The sequence below is a fragment of the Mesorhizobium sp. LEGMi-168a genome, from assembly GCF_058312955.1.
Window position 1 is genome coordinate 1 of the sequence record NZ_JBZEGV010000001.1, and the last position, 15,960, is coordinate 15,960.

At 65.0% G+C, this 15,960-nt stretch carries 11 protein-coding genes and 1 pseudogene; 7 read left to right on the plus strand and 5 right to left on the minus strand.

Annotated elements, in window-relative coordinates; translation table 11 throughout:
* Window positions 1-392: pseudogene (locus tag AC4FWB_RS00005) on the plus strand (transposase); the annotation flags it as partial.
* Window positions 393-681: 289 nt separating this feature from the next.
* Here AC4FWB_RS00005 and AC4FWB_RS00010 read toward each other — a convergent pair.
* The gene (locus AC4FWB_RS00010) at window positions 682-6,882 is read right to left on the minus strand and encodes a kinesin (protein WP_491023739.1); all 6,201 of its coding nucleotides are present in this window, start codon (window positions 6,880-6,882) and stop codon (window positions 682-684) included.
* Window positions 6,883-7,173: 291 nt separating this feature from the next.
* Here AC4FWB_RS00010 and AC4FWB_RS00015 point away from each other — a divergent pair, with 291 nt between their 5' ends.
* The 3 genes from AC4FWB_RS00015 to AC4FWB_RS00025 all read left to right on the plus strand — a co-directional run bounded on the left by AC4FWB_RS00015 (window position 7,174) and on the right by AC4FWB_RS00025 (window position 9,199).
* Window positions 7,174-7,542, plus strand: a complete 369-nt coding sequence (locus AC4FWB_RS00015) for an Hpt domain-containing protein (RefSeq protein WP_491023740.1) — start codon at window positions 7,174-7,176, stop codon at window positions 7,540-7,542.
* Window positions 7,543-7,650: 108 nt separating this feature from the next.
* Complete coding sequence (locus AC4FWB_RS00020; protein ID WP_126100524.1) at window positions 7,651-7,971, plus strand: 2Fe-2S iron-sulfur cluster-binding protein; 321 nt, start codon at window positions 7,651-7,653, stop codon at window positions 7,969-7,971.
* A 196-nt stretch (window positions 7,972-8,167) separates the two neighbouring features.
* Complete coding sequence (locus tag AC4FWB_RS00025; protein WP_491023742.1) at window positions 8,168-9,199, plus strand: NAD(P)/FAD-dependent oxidoreductase; 1,032 nt, start codon at window positions 8,168-8,170, stop codon at window positions 9,197-9,199.
* A gap of 23 nt (window positions 9,200-9,222) precedes the next feature.
* On the opposite strand, the gene AC4FWB_RS00030 is transcribed toward AC4FWB_RS00025, so the two are convergent.
* Window positions 9,223-10,710, minus strand: coding sequence for an MDR family MFS transporter (locus AC4FWB_RS00030; RefSeq protein WP_491023744.1), 1,488 nt, complete (start codon window positions 10,708-10,710; stop codon window positions 9,223-9,225).
* Between the two features lie 239 nt (window positions 10,711-10,949).
* The gene (locus AC4FWB_RS00035) at window positions 10,950-11,570 is read right to left on the minus strand and encodes a DUF922 domain-containing Zn-dependent protease (protein ID WP_491023746.1); all 621 of its coding nucleotides are present in this window, start codon (window positions 11,568-11,570) and stop codon (window positions 10,950-10,952) included.
* Window positions 11,571-11,654: 84 nt separating this feature from the next.
* Between AC4FWB_RS00035 and folP the strand changes: the two genes are divergently transcribed.
* From folP to folK, 3 genes are read left to right on the plus strand one after another with little or no spacing between them, the layout of a single operon-like run.
* Entirely contained in the window at window positions 11,655-12,509 is an 855-nt protein-coding gene (gene folP / locus AC4FWB_RS00040; protein ID WP_491023747.1) for a dihydropteroate synthase, read from the plus strand.
* Window positions 12,510-12,511: 2 nt separating this feature from the next.
* Window positions 12,512-12,871 (plus strand): dihydroneopterin aldolase, encoded by a 360-nt coding sequence (gene folB / locus AC4FWB_RS00045; protein WP_491023749.1) that lies wholly within the window; start codon window positions 12,512-12,514, stop codon window positions 12,869-12,871.
* Window positions 12,855-13,367, plus strand: a complete 513-nt coding sequence (gene folK, locus AC4FWB_RS00050) for a 2-amino-4-hydroxy-6-hydroxymethyldihydropteridine diphosphokinase (protein WP_491023751.1) — start codon at window positions 12,855-12,857, stop codon at window positions 13,365-13,367. The genes folB and folK overlap by 17 nt, the downstream gene beginning before the upstream one ends.
* Here folK and AC4FWB_RS00055 read toward each other — a convergent pair.
* Both AC4FWB_RS00055 and AC4FWB_RS00060 read right to left on the minus strand, forming a co-directional pair.
* Window positions 13,364-13,912 (minus strand): DUF924 family protein, encoded by a 549-nt coding sequence (locus AC4FWB_RS00055; RefSeq protein ID WP_491023752.1) that lies wholly within the window; start codon window positions 13,910-13,912, stop codon window positions 13,364-13,366. The two genes, folK and AC4FWB_RS00055, sit on opposite strands and share 4 nt — an antisense overlap.
* 11 nt (window positions 13,913-13,923) lie before the next feature.
* Window positions 13,924-15,759 (minus strand): monovalent cation:proton antiporter-2 (CPA2) family protein, encoded by a 1,836-nt coding sequence (locus AC4FWB_RS00060; RefSeq protein WP_491023753.1) that lies wholly within the window; start codon window positions 15,757-15,759, stop codon window positions 13,924-13,926.
* Window positions 15,760-15,960: the final 201 nt, after the last annotated feature.

The window sequence follows — 15,960 nt, forward strand, 5'->3', positions numbered from 1 at the left end:
GATCCGCTGTGGGCTTGCCTTGACCGGGCCTTCCGCTCGCTCAAGGGCGTCGCCTCCCGCACCGTGGCACGGCTGATGGCACAGTTGCCCGAGATCGGCATCGTTTCCAACAGGGCCATTGCCAAGCCGGCCTGGCTCCGATCGCCAATGACAGTGGCAAGCGCAGCGGTCGAAGACCGGTGCGCGGCGGTCGCGCGGGGCCGCGAGGTGTTCTCTTCCTCGTTGCAGGCATCGTCGCCAAATACGATCCACACCTGGCTGCCTTCCAGCAAAGGTTGCAGGCTGCCGGAAAGGAAAAGATGGTTATCCGCATCGCACTCGCAAGGAAGCTGCTTGTCATTCTCAATGCAAAAGCACGCGATGCGCGCAACAAGTTCGCAAATGCAACTTGACAACTCAGATAGTCGCTCATTGCCCTGCCGGGCATTTCTCCCCGTATAGAGACGGGGAGAAAGACGCTGCCATCGACGATTTCGCCAATCGCCAACGTTGAGAGAAAACCGCCGCCGTAGCGGCCATCTTCCTTCTCCCCGTCACTATACGGGGAGAAGGTGCCGGCAGGCGGATGAGGGGCAGCGCCGGCCGACGATATCTTTCGCAGCTCACGTCACAAGCACGCTGTTCGGGCAAACAAAAAGGCGGGAGCTTGTCCCGCCGTCTTGTTTCTCGCCGACAGCCGGCTCAGTGCAGGCGGCCGCTGGCGTGGGCGAGCATGGTGTAGACCTTGCCGGTGTCCGACGTCAGATAGGTCTGCGCCATGATGTTGTCGCGGTCGTTGCGCGATACGTCCTTGAGCAGCTTCTCGAAATCGTCGCAGTAGCGGTCGACGGCGGCGCGGAACTCGGCCTCGGCCTGGTACTTGCGGCGGATCTCGTCGAAGGTCTGCTGGCCCTTCAGCGTGTAAAGCCGACGGGTGAAGACGTCGCGCTCGCCGCGGCGATAGCGGTTCCACAGCTCGATCGAGGCGTCATGGTCGATGGCGCGCGCGATGTCGACGGACAGCGAGTTGAGCGACTCCATGACATGCAGCGGCGAGCGCTGGGCGGGTGCCGCGCGCGGCGCTTCCGCCGGCGCCGCCGGCTTCAGCTCTTCCTCACGCGAGGCATTGGTCAGGAGATCGCGCACCCAACCACCTTGCGGCGTGCGGCCGTTAGGATCGCGGCGCGGCGCCTCTGCGGGGCGGGCGAGGTCCAGCGTGCCGCGCAGCGTCGTCTCGGCAAGCGGCGGTGCCTGTGGGGCAGGCCGCTCAGCTTGAGGCTGCGGCGCCGGCGGACGGCGCAGCGGCTGTTCGACAGGGCGGGCAGGCGCCTGCGGCGCGGGGCGCAGGCCGCGCGGCTCGCCGGTGTCGCTGCTGCCGCTGCGGCCGGATTTCGCAACGATATCCGACAGTTCCTTGAGCGCGTTAATCTGCTCGGAGACGGCGCGGCGGATAGCCGTGGTCGATTCCTTGGCTTCCTCCGGCATCTCGATGACGCCCTTCTTGAGCTCGGCGCGGGTCAGGTCCAGCTCGCTCTTGATCGAGCCCGCGGTGCGCCGCATCTCCTCGGTCGCGTCGGCGAAGCGCCGCGTCGCCGAATCGACCACCTCGGCGATGGCCGTGCGGATCTTCTCCGCCGATTCCATCGTCCGGCCCTCGGCGGTCTGCATCGTCTGGCCGACAAGATTCTCGAAGGAGCGCATGACCTTCTCGAGGTCTTCCGATTTCTTGACCAGGCCGACGGCGAGGTCTTCCAGCGAGGACTGCCGCTCCAGCGTGTGTTCGAGGTTGCTCTGCGCGGAGCTCAGCAGGTCCGCGGCGCTCGACAGCAGGCGGCTGTGCTCGTCGAATTTGGTCGCGATCGAGGCGACCTCGCGCAACGTCGCCGACGACAGATCGGTGAGCCGCGTCGTGTTGGAATCGACGAGGCGTGCCGAGCTGGCGAAGGTCTGGGCGGCCTTTTCCGTGGTCGTGGCAAAGCTCTGCGTGCTGCCGGTCAGGCGCTCCTCGACATGGCCGAGATTGACGGCCGCCTGGTCGATCAACTGGCCGAGTTGCGCGCTGGAGGTCGACATGCGCCCGATGAGGTCGGCAACGCTGTCGGCCAGCGTCGAGCGCGCGCCCTCGACGGCCGAAAGCGTCTCGGCGGTACGGTTGGCAAGCGCGTTGACGAGGTTTGCGTTTTCGCTGCGCAGCTTTTCGGTCGCCCGTTCGGTGACTTCCTCCATGCTCTTTTGCAGTTCCGAGCCGCCCTGGGCGAAGCGCTCGACCAGAGGCCGCGCCGTCTCGTCGAGGATCTTCGACATTTCGGCCGAACGCGCCGCAAGCATGGTGTTGAGCTCGCGGGTGTTGGCGCCGATGGTCTTTGCCGCCTCGTTGGTGCTCTGGCCGATGTGCTGGCCGACCGCCGTGAAGGTCTCGGCGATGACATTTGCGCGCGAGATCAGCTGGGCCTCGGCGCTGGAGACCTGATCGCTGAGCTTCTGGCCCATCGTTTCGGCGCCGTAGGCAAGGCGGTTCTCGACGCTCGCCACCTGCTCCTCGACACGCGCCGCGGCCGCCGCGGCGCTGGAAGCCAGGCGCTCGTCGGCGCCGGCAAGCGCCTGCTCGATCTCGCGGGCATGGACGGCCAGTTCCTGGCCGGTCTGCCGGGCGCGATCGGCGACGCGCTGCTCGGTGGCGGTGAATGCGCCGACAATGGTGTCGGCATGTTCGCCGATGGTCGAGGTGCTGCTGGCGATGCGCGACACCAGGCGGCTGTCCGCGTCGTCGAAGATGCGGGCAATTTCGGACGCCCGCGACGACAACGCTTCCGAACCCTCGGCAATGCGCGAGATCAGATGCTGGTCGGCAGCATCGAAGATGCGGCCGAGATCCGATGCACGTGCGGCCAGCGCTTCAGCCGATTCGCTGATGCGCATGCTCAGCCGCTCGTCGGCGCCCTCGAAGTTGCGCAGGATGTCGCCGGCGCGCGCCGCCAGCGACTGCGCCGTCTCGACCGCGCGAGCCACCAGCTTCTGGTCCGCGGCGTCGAAAGTGCCGGCGATCTCGCTGGCGCGGGAGGCCAGCTTGTCCGCGGTTTCCTCGGCCCGGGCCATGAGCGAATTGGACGCATCGTCGGCGCGGGCCATCAGCATGCTGGACGTGTCCTGAGCGCGCTCTTGCAGGCGGCGGTCGGCCGCCTCGAAAGCATTGGCGATGTCCTCGGCCCTAGCAAGGAGTGCTGCCGAAGTCTGCTCGGCGCGTTCGGCGATCTTGCGGTCGGCGTCGCTGAAGGCAGCACCCGCCTGCTCGTGCAGGGTACTGGTGATTTCCATGACCTTGTCGCGCAAGGCGCCGGCAACGAAGACGGCGGTCTTTTCGAGAACGCCGCGGACATTGTCGACACCGGTCGACAGCGCACGTTCCATAGTGCCGGCGCGCTCTTCGATGACGCCGGTCTGGCGGCTGAAGGCCTGTTCGATCTTCTCGACATCGGCTGCGATCGCCGCCGAGATGTCGCCGCTTTTCGCCGCGATCTGGTCGATGTGGCCGGACACCGAACGGTCGACGTCCTTGCGTGCTTCGGCGAGCTTGGCGAGATCGTCCTCGAGCGCCCGGGCCAGCATGTCGCGGCCCTCGGAAAGCTTGCCGACATGGCCGGCAATGACACCGTCGATCTCGGAGCGGCTTTCGGCCAGCTTCTGCAGGTCGGCTTCAAGCGCGCGCTTGAGGATATCGCGGCCCTCGGCGAGCTTCTCGACCTGGCCGGAGACCAAACCGTCGATCGAGGTGCGGCTCTCGGCCAACTTGGCGAGATCGGCCTCGAGAGCGCGTGTGAGGATATCGCGGCCCTCCGCAAGCTTCTCAACCTGGCCGGCAACGAGGCCGTCGATCGAGGTGCGGCTCTCGGCCAGCTTGGCAAGGTCTGCTTCCAGGGCGCGCTTGAGGATGTCGCGGCCTTCGGCGAGCTTCTCGACCTGGCCGGCGACCAGCCCGTCGATGCTGGAACGGCTTTCGGCAAGCTTGGCGAGATCGTCCTCCAGGGCCTTGGACAGCGTCGCGCGGTCCTGCGAGAGCCTGTCGGCGTGGGTCTGCATGAGACCGCTGGCATTGGCCATATCTGCATCGAGGGCGCGCGACAGGTCGGCGCGATGGTCGCTGATCTTTTGCGAATGATCGACGATGGCGCCTTGGATGGTGTTGAGGTCCGCCTCCAAAGCTCGCTTGAGGATATCGCGGCCTTCGGCGAGTTTGTCGACCTGGCCGGCGACGAGGCCGTCGATCGAGGCGCGGCTCTCCGCCAATTTGGCGAGATCGTCCTCGAGCGACTTCGACAGCACCGAACGATCCTGGACGAGCCTGTTCTGGTGATCGGAGATCGCGCCGCTGACCGACTGCAGATCGGCCTCCAGGGCCTTCGACAGTTGAGCGCGGTCTTCCAGCACCTTGTCGGAGTGTCCCGCGATGGCGCCCCTGATGGTGTTGATGTCTGCTTCCAGGGCGCGCTTCAGGATATCGCGGCCTTCGGCGAGCTTCTCGACCTGGCCGGCGACGAGGCCGTCGATCGAGGCGCGGCTTTCGGCGAGCTTCGCGAGATCGGCCTCCAGCGTCTGCGACAACAGGCTGCGATCGTCCGCGAGTTTGCCGGCATGACTGTCGATCAGGCCACGGATGCCGCCGAGGTCATCCTCCAGCGCGCGGCTGAGTTCGCCCCTGTCTTCGGCGAGCTTGGCGGAATGGGTCTCGATCAAGTTCCTGATGCCGACGATGTCGGTCTCGAGCGCCTTGGCGAGCACGGCGCGCCCTTCGGCGATCTTCTCGACCTGGCCGGCGACGAGGCCGTCGATCGAGGCGCGGCTGTCCTGCAGCTTGCCGAGATCGGCTTCCAGTGCGCGCGCCAGAATGTTGCGGCCCTCGGCCAGTTTGCCGACATGGCCAGCGACCATTTCGTCAATCATTGTACGGGCTTGCACCAGTCTGCCGGAGTCTTCGTTCAACGCCTGGGAGAGTCGATTGCGGCCTTCGTCGAGCTGCTCGAGGTGGCTGCCCAGCGAAGCGTCGATGGCGGCGTGCGCCTCGTTGACCTTGCGCAGGTCCTCTTCCAGCGCGCGCGAGATCAGGCCGCGGCCTTCCGCCAGCTTCTGCACCTGGTTGGTTACGGCTGCATCGATCTCGGCACGACCCTCGGCGAACCTCGCAAGATCCTCCTGCATGGCGGCGGCCATGCGGTCGCGGCTCTCGGAAAGCTTTTGGCTGTGGTTTTCGACGGCTTCCTCGATGCCGACGCGGGCATCGGCGAGCCGCTGGATGTCGGCGTCGAAGGAACGCGACACGACGTGACGGGCCGCTTCCATGCGACCGGCGAAATCGGTGGCGCGGGTTTCCAGCATGGATGAGGTCGACGAGATGATGTCGGCCATATCGGCGCCGATCTGGGTCCTGCCCTGGTCGATCATCGACGACAGCTGGTCCTTGCTCTCGGCGAAGGTGTGGGCAATCTCGCGGGCGCGCTCGACGAGCGTCTCGTTGATCTGGCGGGCGCGGGCCTCGAGCGCGGCATTGAGCTTCTGCGTGCCGGTGTCGAGCGCCTCCGCGCGCGTCTGGAACTCGCTGATCAGCGCCTGGCCGCGCTCGGCCAGCGTCCGCTCGATGCCGTTGAGGCTCGCTTCGAACTCGGAGCTCAGCGTGCGCGCCGCGCCGCCGAGCAGCGAGACCATGCCGGTGGTGCGGTCGTCGAGCAGGTCGGTCAGCGAGCGGGTGAGGCCGTCGGTGGTGTCGGTCAGCTTGGCGATGCGGGTGTCGAGCAGGCTGGCGAAGGCCTCACCCGAGGTCGACAGGCGGTCGGTGATCGTATCGAGCCGGGTTTCGACCGAATCGAAGATCGACATCGAGCTTTCGTTGATGCGATCGATCAGCGTGTCGCCGGAATTGTTGATCGTCATCGACAGTTTGGTCGAGGCGTTGAGGATCGAGTCGCGAATGATGTCGCTGGCCGAGCCGATCTCGTCGCGCAGCGTCTCATGCGCGCCGGCGATCGAGGCGCGCACGCGCTCGGCATGGGTGACGACCGCTTCGCGCTCGCTGCCGAGCCCGTCGACCAGCGAGCGGATGCGGGCCTCGTTCTCGGAATAGGAGCGCTCGATCTGGCTGACTTCGCTGTGGACGAGCGTTTCGAGCTCGACGGCGCGCGCCAAGGTGCGCTCGATGCCTTCGCCCATGGCCGCCACCTCGCGGCGAACGGCCTGGCCGATCATCATGACACGGTCCTGGGCAAGGTTTTCCGGCTCGGCGAGGCGGAAGGCCACCTCGGTCATCGATTGCGCGGCAATGCGCATTTCCTGGGCGCGCCGGATCATCGCGGCGAAGGCCCAGAAAAGAATGACCGGGATGATCGCGGCGACCGCAAGCCCGATCAGCTCGGGGCGGGCGAAAAACTGGTTGAAGGTGCGGATCTTCCAGATGTCCGGGCCGAACAAAAGGTTGGCGAGGCCGCCGGCGCCTGCGATCCAGGCGAGCGAAATGAACGCTATCACCCAGTAGACGGTGCTCGACGCACGCCGGTTGAGGCCGTGCAGAAGCGTGCGGTAGTCCTTCTGGCGGTCGTCATTGGCCGGTGTAAAGCCCGGGGCCGGCGTGAAACCGGCCGGCTGCGAGGCGCGCGACTCGACCGGGCGCAGCTCCGCCGGTTTCGGTTGAGGCGCCGCCTTCGGGGCCTGAGGCTCGTTTGCCGGCTCGATCCTCTGGCTGCGGCCTTCGCGCGCCAATTCGTCCGCGGCCGCCGATATCTGGGCCTCGAGATCTTCCATCGACGCCGCCATGTCGAGCCCGCCTTCGTCGCCGTTGAGGTCAAGGTCAAGCGCCTTTTCCAGCTCCGCGGCTACGTCGCTCTCGAGGGATCTGGTCGTCGTCGGTTTCTTAGCCATGCCTTCGCTACCCTGTACTAGCTGCCGCGGGACTTATGATTTTGGCCTGATTCTGGCTTGTCTGGTCCCAGACAGGAGGCTGAAAATGGACGTTCGTATCGTAATGACACACTGGGGTAAAGAAAACATGCATTCCGGGCGATACGTAAAACTTTAAATATAAGGTTAACGGAAGCGTGATTCACGCTGCCTCCGTGACAACATTTTTCCCGGCCAATCGTTAACCCGATGGCGACGCGGATCGCCTATTTTTGTGGGCGCCGGCCGCCTTTTTAGGGAGTTGCAGAGCGTATGCGTGGCGAGAGTGGAATCGCGTTTTCCATGCCCGGCGGCGACGCGTCGGGAACGGCAGGGTCGCGACCTGTGGATTTGGCCCATCTTGCGCGGCAGACGATGGATGACCGCGCGCTCGAACAGGAAGTGCTGGCGCTGTTCGTGCAGCAGGCGCTTTCGGTACATGACAAGATCCTCGACGCCGATGCCAAGGAACGAGTGCTCCTTGCGCACAGCCTGAAAGGCTCGGCGCGCGGTATCGGCGCCTTTGCCGTCGCCGAATGCGCCGCGACCATCGAAAAGCAGCCCGAGGACGCGCGCACCGTTAAGAAACTCGGCGTATTGATCGAGGAAGTGCGGGACTTCATCGCCGCCATCAGCCGCTAGCGCCGGCAAAGCGCGCCTTCTGAAAAAACGTCATGCGGTGGCGTTTTCGCGCCGCAGTTGACTTGTCCGGTGGAGTGATTATCTCGGCTGCGACTCCTCAGGTGACAAATGACCAAGCTGACTTACATCGCCAATGACGGCACTCAATTCGACGTGGAGGCCGAGAACGGCTCGACCGTCATGGAAAACGCAATCCGCAACGCGGTGCCCGGCATCGAGGCGGAATGCGGCGGCGCCTGCGCCTGTGCGACCTGCCATGTCTATGTCGACGAGGCTTGGACGGCCGAAGTCGGCGAGCCGGAAGCGATGGAGGAGGACATGCTGGACTTCGCCTACGATGTCCGGCCGAACTCGCGCCTGTCCTGCCAGATCAAGGTGCGAGACGCGCTCGACGGTCTTGTCGTCCGTGTGCCCGAACGCCAAGGCTGAACCAACTCTCCATTTTCCAATTTTGGCCGTGGCTGCTTGGCAGCGGGCTATAGGTCATGCACTGTCCCCACCATTTCACTACAGCGCCGCGCGTCCTCTTGGACGCGCAAAGGACGCTGTAGCACTTTGATTGGCGCATGATCCTTTCCGAAAATCGGTTCCGATTTTCGGGGTCATGCGCGATGGGGCAGAGCTTATGACGGACACGATCAAGACGGACGTACTCATTGTCGGGGCAGGGCCAATCGGCCTGTTCGCCGTATTCGAGCTCGGCCTCTTCGACATGAAGTGCCATCTCATCGACATCCTCGACCGTCCGGGCGGCCAATGCGCCGAGCTCTATCCGGAAAAGCCGATCTACGACATTCCCGGCTGGCCGATGATCACGGCACAGGGTCTGGTCGACAAGCTGATGGAGCAGATCCATCCGTTCAAGCCCGACTTCACCTTCAACCGCATGGTCTCCAGCCTCGAAAAGCTCGAGGACGGCAGTTTTCGCGTCACCACGGATGAGAATGAGGTGTTCGAGGCGAAGGTGGTGGTGATTGCCGCCGGCGGTGGCTCGTTCCAGCCCAAGCGCCCGCCCATCCCGGGCATCGAGGGCTATGAAGGCAAGAGCGTCTTCTATTCGGTCCGTCGCATGGAGGATTTTCGCGGCCACGACCTCGTCATCGTCGGCGGCGGCGATTCGGCGCTCGACTGGACCCTCAACCTGCAGCCGATCGCGAGAAGCGTGACGCTCGTCCACCGGCGCCCGGAATTCCGGGCAGCGCCCGACAGCGTCAACAAGATGTATGCCATGCAGGAGATGAAAGAGCTGCAGTTTCTGGTCGGTCAGGTGGGTGGGCTCACCGGCGCCGGCAGCCAGCTCTCCTCCGCGACGATCAAGGGCGGCCCGGACGGCGACGTCGAGGTGCCTTGCACCCGCATGCTGCCGTTCTTCGGTCTCACCATGAAACTCGGCCCGATCGCCGAATGGGGGCTGAACCTGCACGAGAACCTGATCCCGGTCGACACCGAGAAGTTCCAGACGTCAGTTCCCGGCATCTTCGCCGTCGGCGACATCAACTCTTACCCGGGCAAGCTGAAGCTGATCCTGTCAGGCTTCCACGAGGTCGCCCTGATGGCGCAGGCAGCCAAGCGCATCGTCAGCCCCGGCGAGCGCATCGTCTTCCAATACACGACCTCGTCGACAAGCCTGCAGAAGAAGCTCGGCGTCCACGATTAGCGCCTTGCGCGAAACCAGGCGAGCTACTCCGAGAGCACCGGCGCGGCGTGCTCGGCCTGGCCGCGCAATGGCTTTTCCGGCATCAGCGCCAGCGCAACCAACGCCAGGACAAGCGTGATGCCGGCGGTGACGAAGATCATCACGAAAGGCGTCACCGAGGTGATCTCGGTGCGGGTTAGCGAGCCCTCGGCTGCGAACGGCAAGCCGTAGCCGAGGGCGACGGCGCCGAGCATGGCAACGCCAAGTGCGCCGCCCAGCGAACGCAGGAAGGTCAGCACCCCGGTCGCGACGCCGAGATGCGCGCGGTCGACCGCGTTCTGGACCGAGACGGTGCTGACAGGGAAAGTCGTTCCGGTGCCGAGGCCGATCAAGGTCGTCAGCACCTCGACTTCGAGCAGCGAAGCGTGGCCCGCAATGGCGCTGAGCACGCCGATGCAAAGGATCGCGAAGGCGATGCCGAACATGGCGATGCGCTTGTAGTGGAAGAAGCGCGGGATGGTGCGGCCGCTGAACGTGGCGCCGGCGACGGTGCCGAGGAGCAATCCAAGCATGGCCGTGCCGGACTCGCTGACAGAGAGGCCGACGACCGCCTGCAGATAAACCGGCAGATAGACCGAGATGCCGATGCTTGCCGCCTGCAGCAGGAACATCGACAGCGTGCCGGCGAGCACGATCGGGTTGCTCAGCACTTCGAGCGAGACCAACGGTTCGGCGGCGCGGAGCAATCTGACCGCGAACAGCGCCCAGAACACGGCCGAACAGGCCACCAGTCCAAGGATTTCCGCAGAGAACCAGGGATAGGTGCTGCCGCCCCAGTTGAGCGCCAGGAGCAGCAGCGCCGTGGCGATCACCAGCAGCACCGCACCAAGCCCATCGATGCGGTGGTGTTTCGCCGCAATCGGCAGCTTCTTCAGCGGCTTGTTGATGATCGCCATCGCCAGGAAGCCGAGCGGCAGGTTGATCCAGAAGATCAGCGACCAGTGGAGGTGCTCGGCGAAGGTGCCGCCGAGCAGCGGCCCGGCAACGCTGGCGACCGCCCATGTGCCGGCGATCCATGCGGCATAGCGGGCCCGCTCGCGGGGCGGCACGAGGTCGCCAATGACAGTCTGTGTCAGGGCAAAAAGGCCGCCGCCGCCAGTGCCCTGGATGGCGCGACCGATGACCAGCACCAGCATGTTGGGGGCGAGAGCGCTGACCAGCGATCCCAGGAGAAAAATGAGCACCGCGGCATAGATGACTGGACGGCGGCCATAGACATCGGAAATCTTGCCGTAGAGCGGCGCCATCGCGGTTGCCGTCAGAAGATAGCCGGTGACGATCCAGGGCAGATATTCGGCGTGGCCGAGCGCGCGGCCTATCGTCGGCAGGGCGGGCGCGACGATGGTCTGGTCAAGCGCCGCCAAAAGCATCGACAAAAGCACGCCGCCGATGATGGCATTCTTCTCGCTCTCGCTCATCGGCGGCGAGGCTGTTGTTCCCATCGTCGTGCGATTGTCGACGGTCTGGTCCATGCGTCATTCTTTCAAAACAAAGGCTGGCTTTCAAAGGCTGGTGCGCGGTCCGCAAGAAGCGGCCTGTCCGAGGCGTCTTCCCGCCTGTCGTTCGTGTCTCGTGCTCTCAAAGCCCGCCTGCCGGCGAACCCGATATATGTCGTGCGATATAGGCTGTTTTCGACCGCCGCTCGAAAGTTTTTCGAATCTGGCACTATGTTTCGGCGGCATTGGCCTTCGCCGGCACACCGATCCCGTGGTCAAGCCGGCGGCAACTGGCCGCTTTGGATGCGCTGCATCCGGTAGCGCAGAAGCCGGATGATCCGGCTCTCGAAGTTGACGCCTTCAACGCGGTCGAACTGAACCTGGGCGCGGTCGTGCTTGGCGAGGATGGCGGCCGAGATCTCGGCGGCCTTCGCCTTCGCGGCTTCGCAGGTCTTTTGCGGATAAGTCGCCTTCAGCGTGTCCTCGAGCTCGCGGGCGTGGTTCTTGGCGATCTCGACATGGCGCTCCTCGTGGCGCTTGATGTCCGCCGAAAGCGTGTCCCAGAACAGCCTGACGTCCGGATCGGCCTTGCGCGGCCGTCGCCATTCCGGAAGGATCACCTTGACCTTCACGGTCACCTGCGCGTTCGCGATCCGGCAGGAATTGGCCGTCTGCGCGTAGCTGACGCGGGTGGTGAAAGCCATCTGCGTTGCGCCCGGATGCCGGGAGCCCGTACTCTTAACTTCAGGCCCGTTTTTCGTCAGCTGCTTTTCGATGTCGTCCAGCGTGCGGCCGCCGACGCTGAAATAGCTGTAGGTCTTGACCAGGCTAGCCGCGCCGGCCGGCATGGCGGCGAGGATAAGCATCAGGGCGCAGAGCAGGGGACGGTTCATCATGTTGCCTCTTCAGCCACCTTGCTTTACGGCCGTTGCCGGCGCAACGAAATTGATTTCGCGCGGATCACACATGGTTGATGGACAATGACCACAAGGCGATGGCAGCTCGCGCATGGACGCCATCTCGACCTCGGCCCGAAAGCGGTCGTGGTCGGCATCCTCAACGTCACGCCGGATAGCTTTTCCGATGGCGGGTTGTTCATCGCGCCGGAGAAGGCGATAGCCCAGGCGCGCCGCATGACGGAAGAGGGGGCAGCCATCATCGATGTCGGCGGGGAATCGACGCGGCCGGGTTTTGCCCCGATCACCGCCGAGGAAGAGCAGGGGCGGGTGCTGCCGATCATCGAGGCGCTCGCGGCATCGGGCGAGGCGCTGATTTCGGTCGATACCTATCGCGAGGATACCGCTCGGCGCGCTGTCGCCGCCGGCGCGCACATCGTCAACGATGTCTGGGGCCTGCAGCGCGAGCCGGGCATCGCGCGTGTCGCGGCCGAGACCGGCGCTGGCCTCATCATCATGCATACCGGTCGCGAACGGCAAAAACTGCCGGACGTGATCGAGGACCAGTTCCTGTTCCTGCGCAAATCGCTGGAGATTGCGCGCGCCGGCGGCGTTGCCGAAAGCCAGATCGTGCTCGATGCCGGCTTCGGCTTCGCCAAGGAAACGACGGAGGAAAATCTCGATCTGATGGCGCGGTTCTCCGAGCTTCAGGCGCTCGGCTTTCCGCTGATGGCGGGGACGTCGCGAAAGCGCTTCATCGGCGGCGTCACCGGGCGCGAGCCTGCCGGGCGCGCGGTCGGCACCGCGGCCACCAGCGTCATCCTGCGGCTCAAAGGGGCCGATCTTTTTCGCGTCCACGATGTCGCAATCAACGTGGATGCGCTGGCGGTGGCCGATGCTATGCTGGCGCGCGAAAACGACCTTTCTCCCGGACGCTGACGATGTATGTCATTCGTATGAAGAACTGCGCCTTCTTTGCCCGGCACGGCGTGCTGGACGAAGAGGAGACGCTCGGCCAGCGTTTCTATGTCGACGCCGAGCTGAACGTCGAGCCCAGCCGCCCGCTGGAGGAAGACTCCATCGAGGACACCGTCAATTACGGCATCGCCTTTTCGGTGATCGAGAAGATCGTCACCGGACAGCGCCGCTTCCTGATCGAGGCGCTGGCGCTCGAAGTGGCGAAGGCGCTTGCCGCGCGGTTTCCGCAGATCAGGAAGGCCGAGATCACGGTGCGCAAGCCGAACGCCCCGGTGCCGGGCGTGCTCGATCATGTCGAGGTGACCGTTGTCTGGCCAGAATAGCGTCGTTTACCTCAGTCTCGGCGGCAATCTCGGCGATCCGGCGAAGTCCATGGCCGCGGCGTTGCGCATGCTGGACGGCGACGACAAGACGCGCGTCACCGCCGTCTCCTCGCTCTACCGCACGCCGCCCTGGGGCAAGCTCGACCAGCCCGATTTCCTCAATGCCGCGGCCGCGATCGAAACGGCGCTGTCGCCGCGTGCCCTGCTCGACCTTTGCCTGGACGTCGAAAGGCGCCTGAAGCGGGTGCGCGAGGAACGCTGGGGGCCGCGCCTGATCGATATCGACATCCTGGTGTTCGGCGACCGGGTGATCCACGAGACCGGGCTCGAAGTGCCGCACCCGCGCATGCTGGAGCGGGCCTTCGTGCTGGCGCCGCTGGCCGAGATCGCACCCGAGCTCGCAGTCGGCGACAGAAGCGTGTCGGAGCGGCTCGGCGCCGTCGACACGTCGCGCATCGAACGGCTGCCGTCGGGCCGGGAGTGGTGGCTGGGCTAGCCGGAGAAGCCGCCGTCGTCGAGAAATGCCTTTTCCTCGGGCGTCGTTTCGCGGCCGAGCATCTTGTTTCGGTGCGGGAAGCGGCCGAAGTGCTCGATGATCTCCAGATGCTCCTTGGCGTATTTCAAATACTCCGGCGCCCGCGCAGCCGTGAGCTCCACCGATCGTTCCTGGTCGACAAGCGATTCCGAATGCTCGAAGGGCAGATAGAGGAAGACGCGAACCACTTCGTCCAGTTCCAAATCCTGTCCGGCGGTGATCGCCTTGTCGGCAAAATACCTGGCTAAGGGATCAGTCGCGTACATATGTCCGGTGCCGCGGAAGCAGTTGCGCGGAAACTGATCGAGCAGGATCATCAGCGCCAGCGATCCTTCGGCCTGCGCGTTCCAGTCGTCGCATTCGCGCCTGGCGACTGCATAGTGCAACTCCAGGAAGCGGCTGCGGAAATCCGCGTCGAACGCGTCGTTCTTCTCGAACCAGGCGTCCTCGCCGGCGTCGCGCCAGAATTTGGTGACGGAAAGCGCCCGCGCGTCGAACTCTGCCATGCGTTACCCTTTCAGTTCTTCGCCTCTGCCTTGTTCAGAACGCCGGCCGTCTCCTCGTTCAGCGCCCGGCCGGCGCGGCGCGGCTGGGTGAGCGGCGTCGGGATCGGCGTGCCGATATTGCCTTTCAGGAAGCGCTGGCCGGCGCGTACGCCCTCGGCCAATTGCGTTTCGAAACGGGCCTCATCGCGGCGGCGAACGTCCTCGATGACCTCGGCGACCTCTTCCGGGTCGACGCCCAGTGATTCCAGCGCCGAGCCACCGAAGACCAGCGCCGATTCGAAAGTCTCGCGCAGCTGATAGTCGACGCCGGCGCGGACAAGCTGCAGCGCGGTGCCGCGGTCGAAGGCGCGTGCCAGAACGGTGACCAGCGGGAATTCGGCCTTGATCAGCTGGGCGATGCGCACCGCTGCGTCCGGCTTGTCGACGCAGATCAGCACCGCGCGCGCCCGGCCGGCGCCGGCTGCGTGCAGGATGTCGAGCCGCGTGCCGTCCCCGTAATAGACTTTGAAGCCGAAATCGGCCGCCGCCTGGATCATCTCGACCTCGTTGTCGATGATCGAGACGTCGAGGCCGCGCAAAAGCAGCGGTTGGCTGGCGATCTGGCCAAAGCGGCCGAAGCCGATGATCAGCACGCTGCCGGTGAGACCGTCGGCGATGTCGACACCTTCGAGCGATTGCTCGTCGCGCGGCGTGAGATAGCGTAGCGCCACGATTGCCAAGGGCGTCAGCACCATGGAGATGATGACGATGGCGGTCAGCGTGGCATTGGCCTGGCCGTCGATGATGCCGACCGCGGCGGCCGAAGAATAGAGGACGAAGGCGAACTCACCGCCCTGCGCCATGAAGACGGCACGTTCGAGCGCTTCGCGATGGCCGCTCTTGAGCATGCGCGCGACGATATAGATGCCGAGCGCCTTCATGATCATGTAGGCGACGACGTAGATGGCGACGAGGCGCCAGTTCTGGGCGACGACGCTAAGGTCGAGCGACATGCCGACGGCGAGGAAGAACAGGCCGAGCAGGATTCCGCGGAACGGTTCGATATCGGCTTCGAGCTGATGGCGGAAGGTCGATTCGGAGAGCAGCACGCCGGCGAGGAAGGCCCCCATCGCCATCGACAGGCCGGAAAGCTGCATGGCCAAAGCCGACCCCAGTACCACCAGCAGCGCCGCCGCGGTCATTACTTCGCGGGCGCGGGCTTCCGCCAGGATGCGGAAGAGGGGATTGAGCAGATAGCGGCCAGCCACGACGAGACCGACGATCGCCGCGATCCCGATGCCGACCTCGGTCAATCGCTCGGACAGGCTCATGTCGGCGCCGCCAGGCGCGAGGAATGCAACCAGCGCCAGAAGCGGCACGATCATCAGGTCTTCGAGCAGAAGGATCGACACGATGCGCTGACCCTTGGGCGTGGCGATCTCGCCGCGCTCCTCGAGCAAATGCATGACGATCGCCGTCGAGGTCAGCACGAAGCCGGCGCCGGCGACGAAGGACTGCGCGATCGGAAAGCCGCCGGCCAGCCCGACGCCGGTCAGAAGCAGGGCGCAAACGCCGACCTGCAGCGCGCCGAGGCCAAAAATCTCGCGGCGCAGGCCCCAGAGCCGCGACGGCTGCATTTCAAGGCCGATGATGAACAGGAACATGACGACGCCGAGCTCGGCGACGTGGAGGATGGCCTCCGATTCGGAAAAGATGCGCAGCCCGAACGGCCCGATGACCACTCCGGCGGCGAGATAGCCGAGGATGGAACCCAGCCCCATGCGCTTGAAGATCGGTACGGCGACCACGCCGGCGGCAAGCAGCGCCACCACCTGTACGAGATCGCTGCTCGATGCTTCAGCCGCCATGCCTGTCGTCCCGTTGTTTCGGAGCACTCCTTGCATGCAGTGGGAGCTCGAGGCAAGGGCAGCGAGACTGGCAGGAAGAGCAGGGCCATTGGCAGGAAACAGGCGTGGCGCCGGTCCGGCAAACTCCTGTTGCAGCTTCGTTACACAAGTTTATGCGGCCCGGTCGTTGCGTGCCGCCACAATCAGAGGTTATGGCACGGT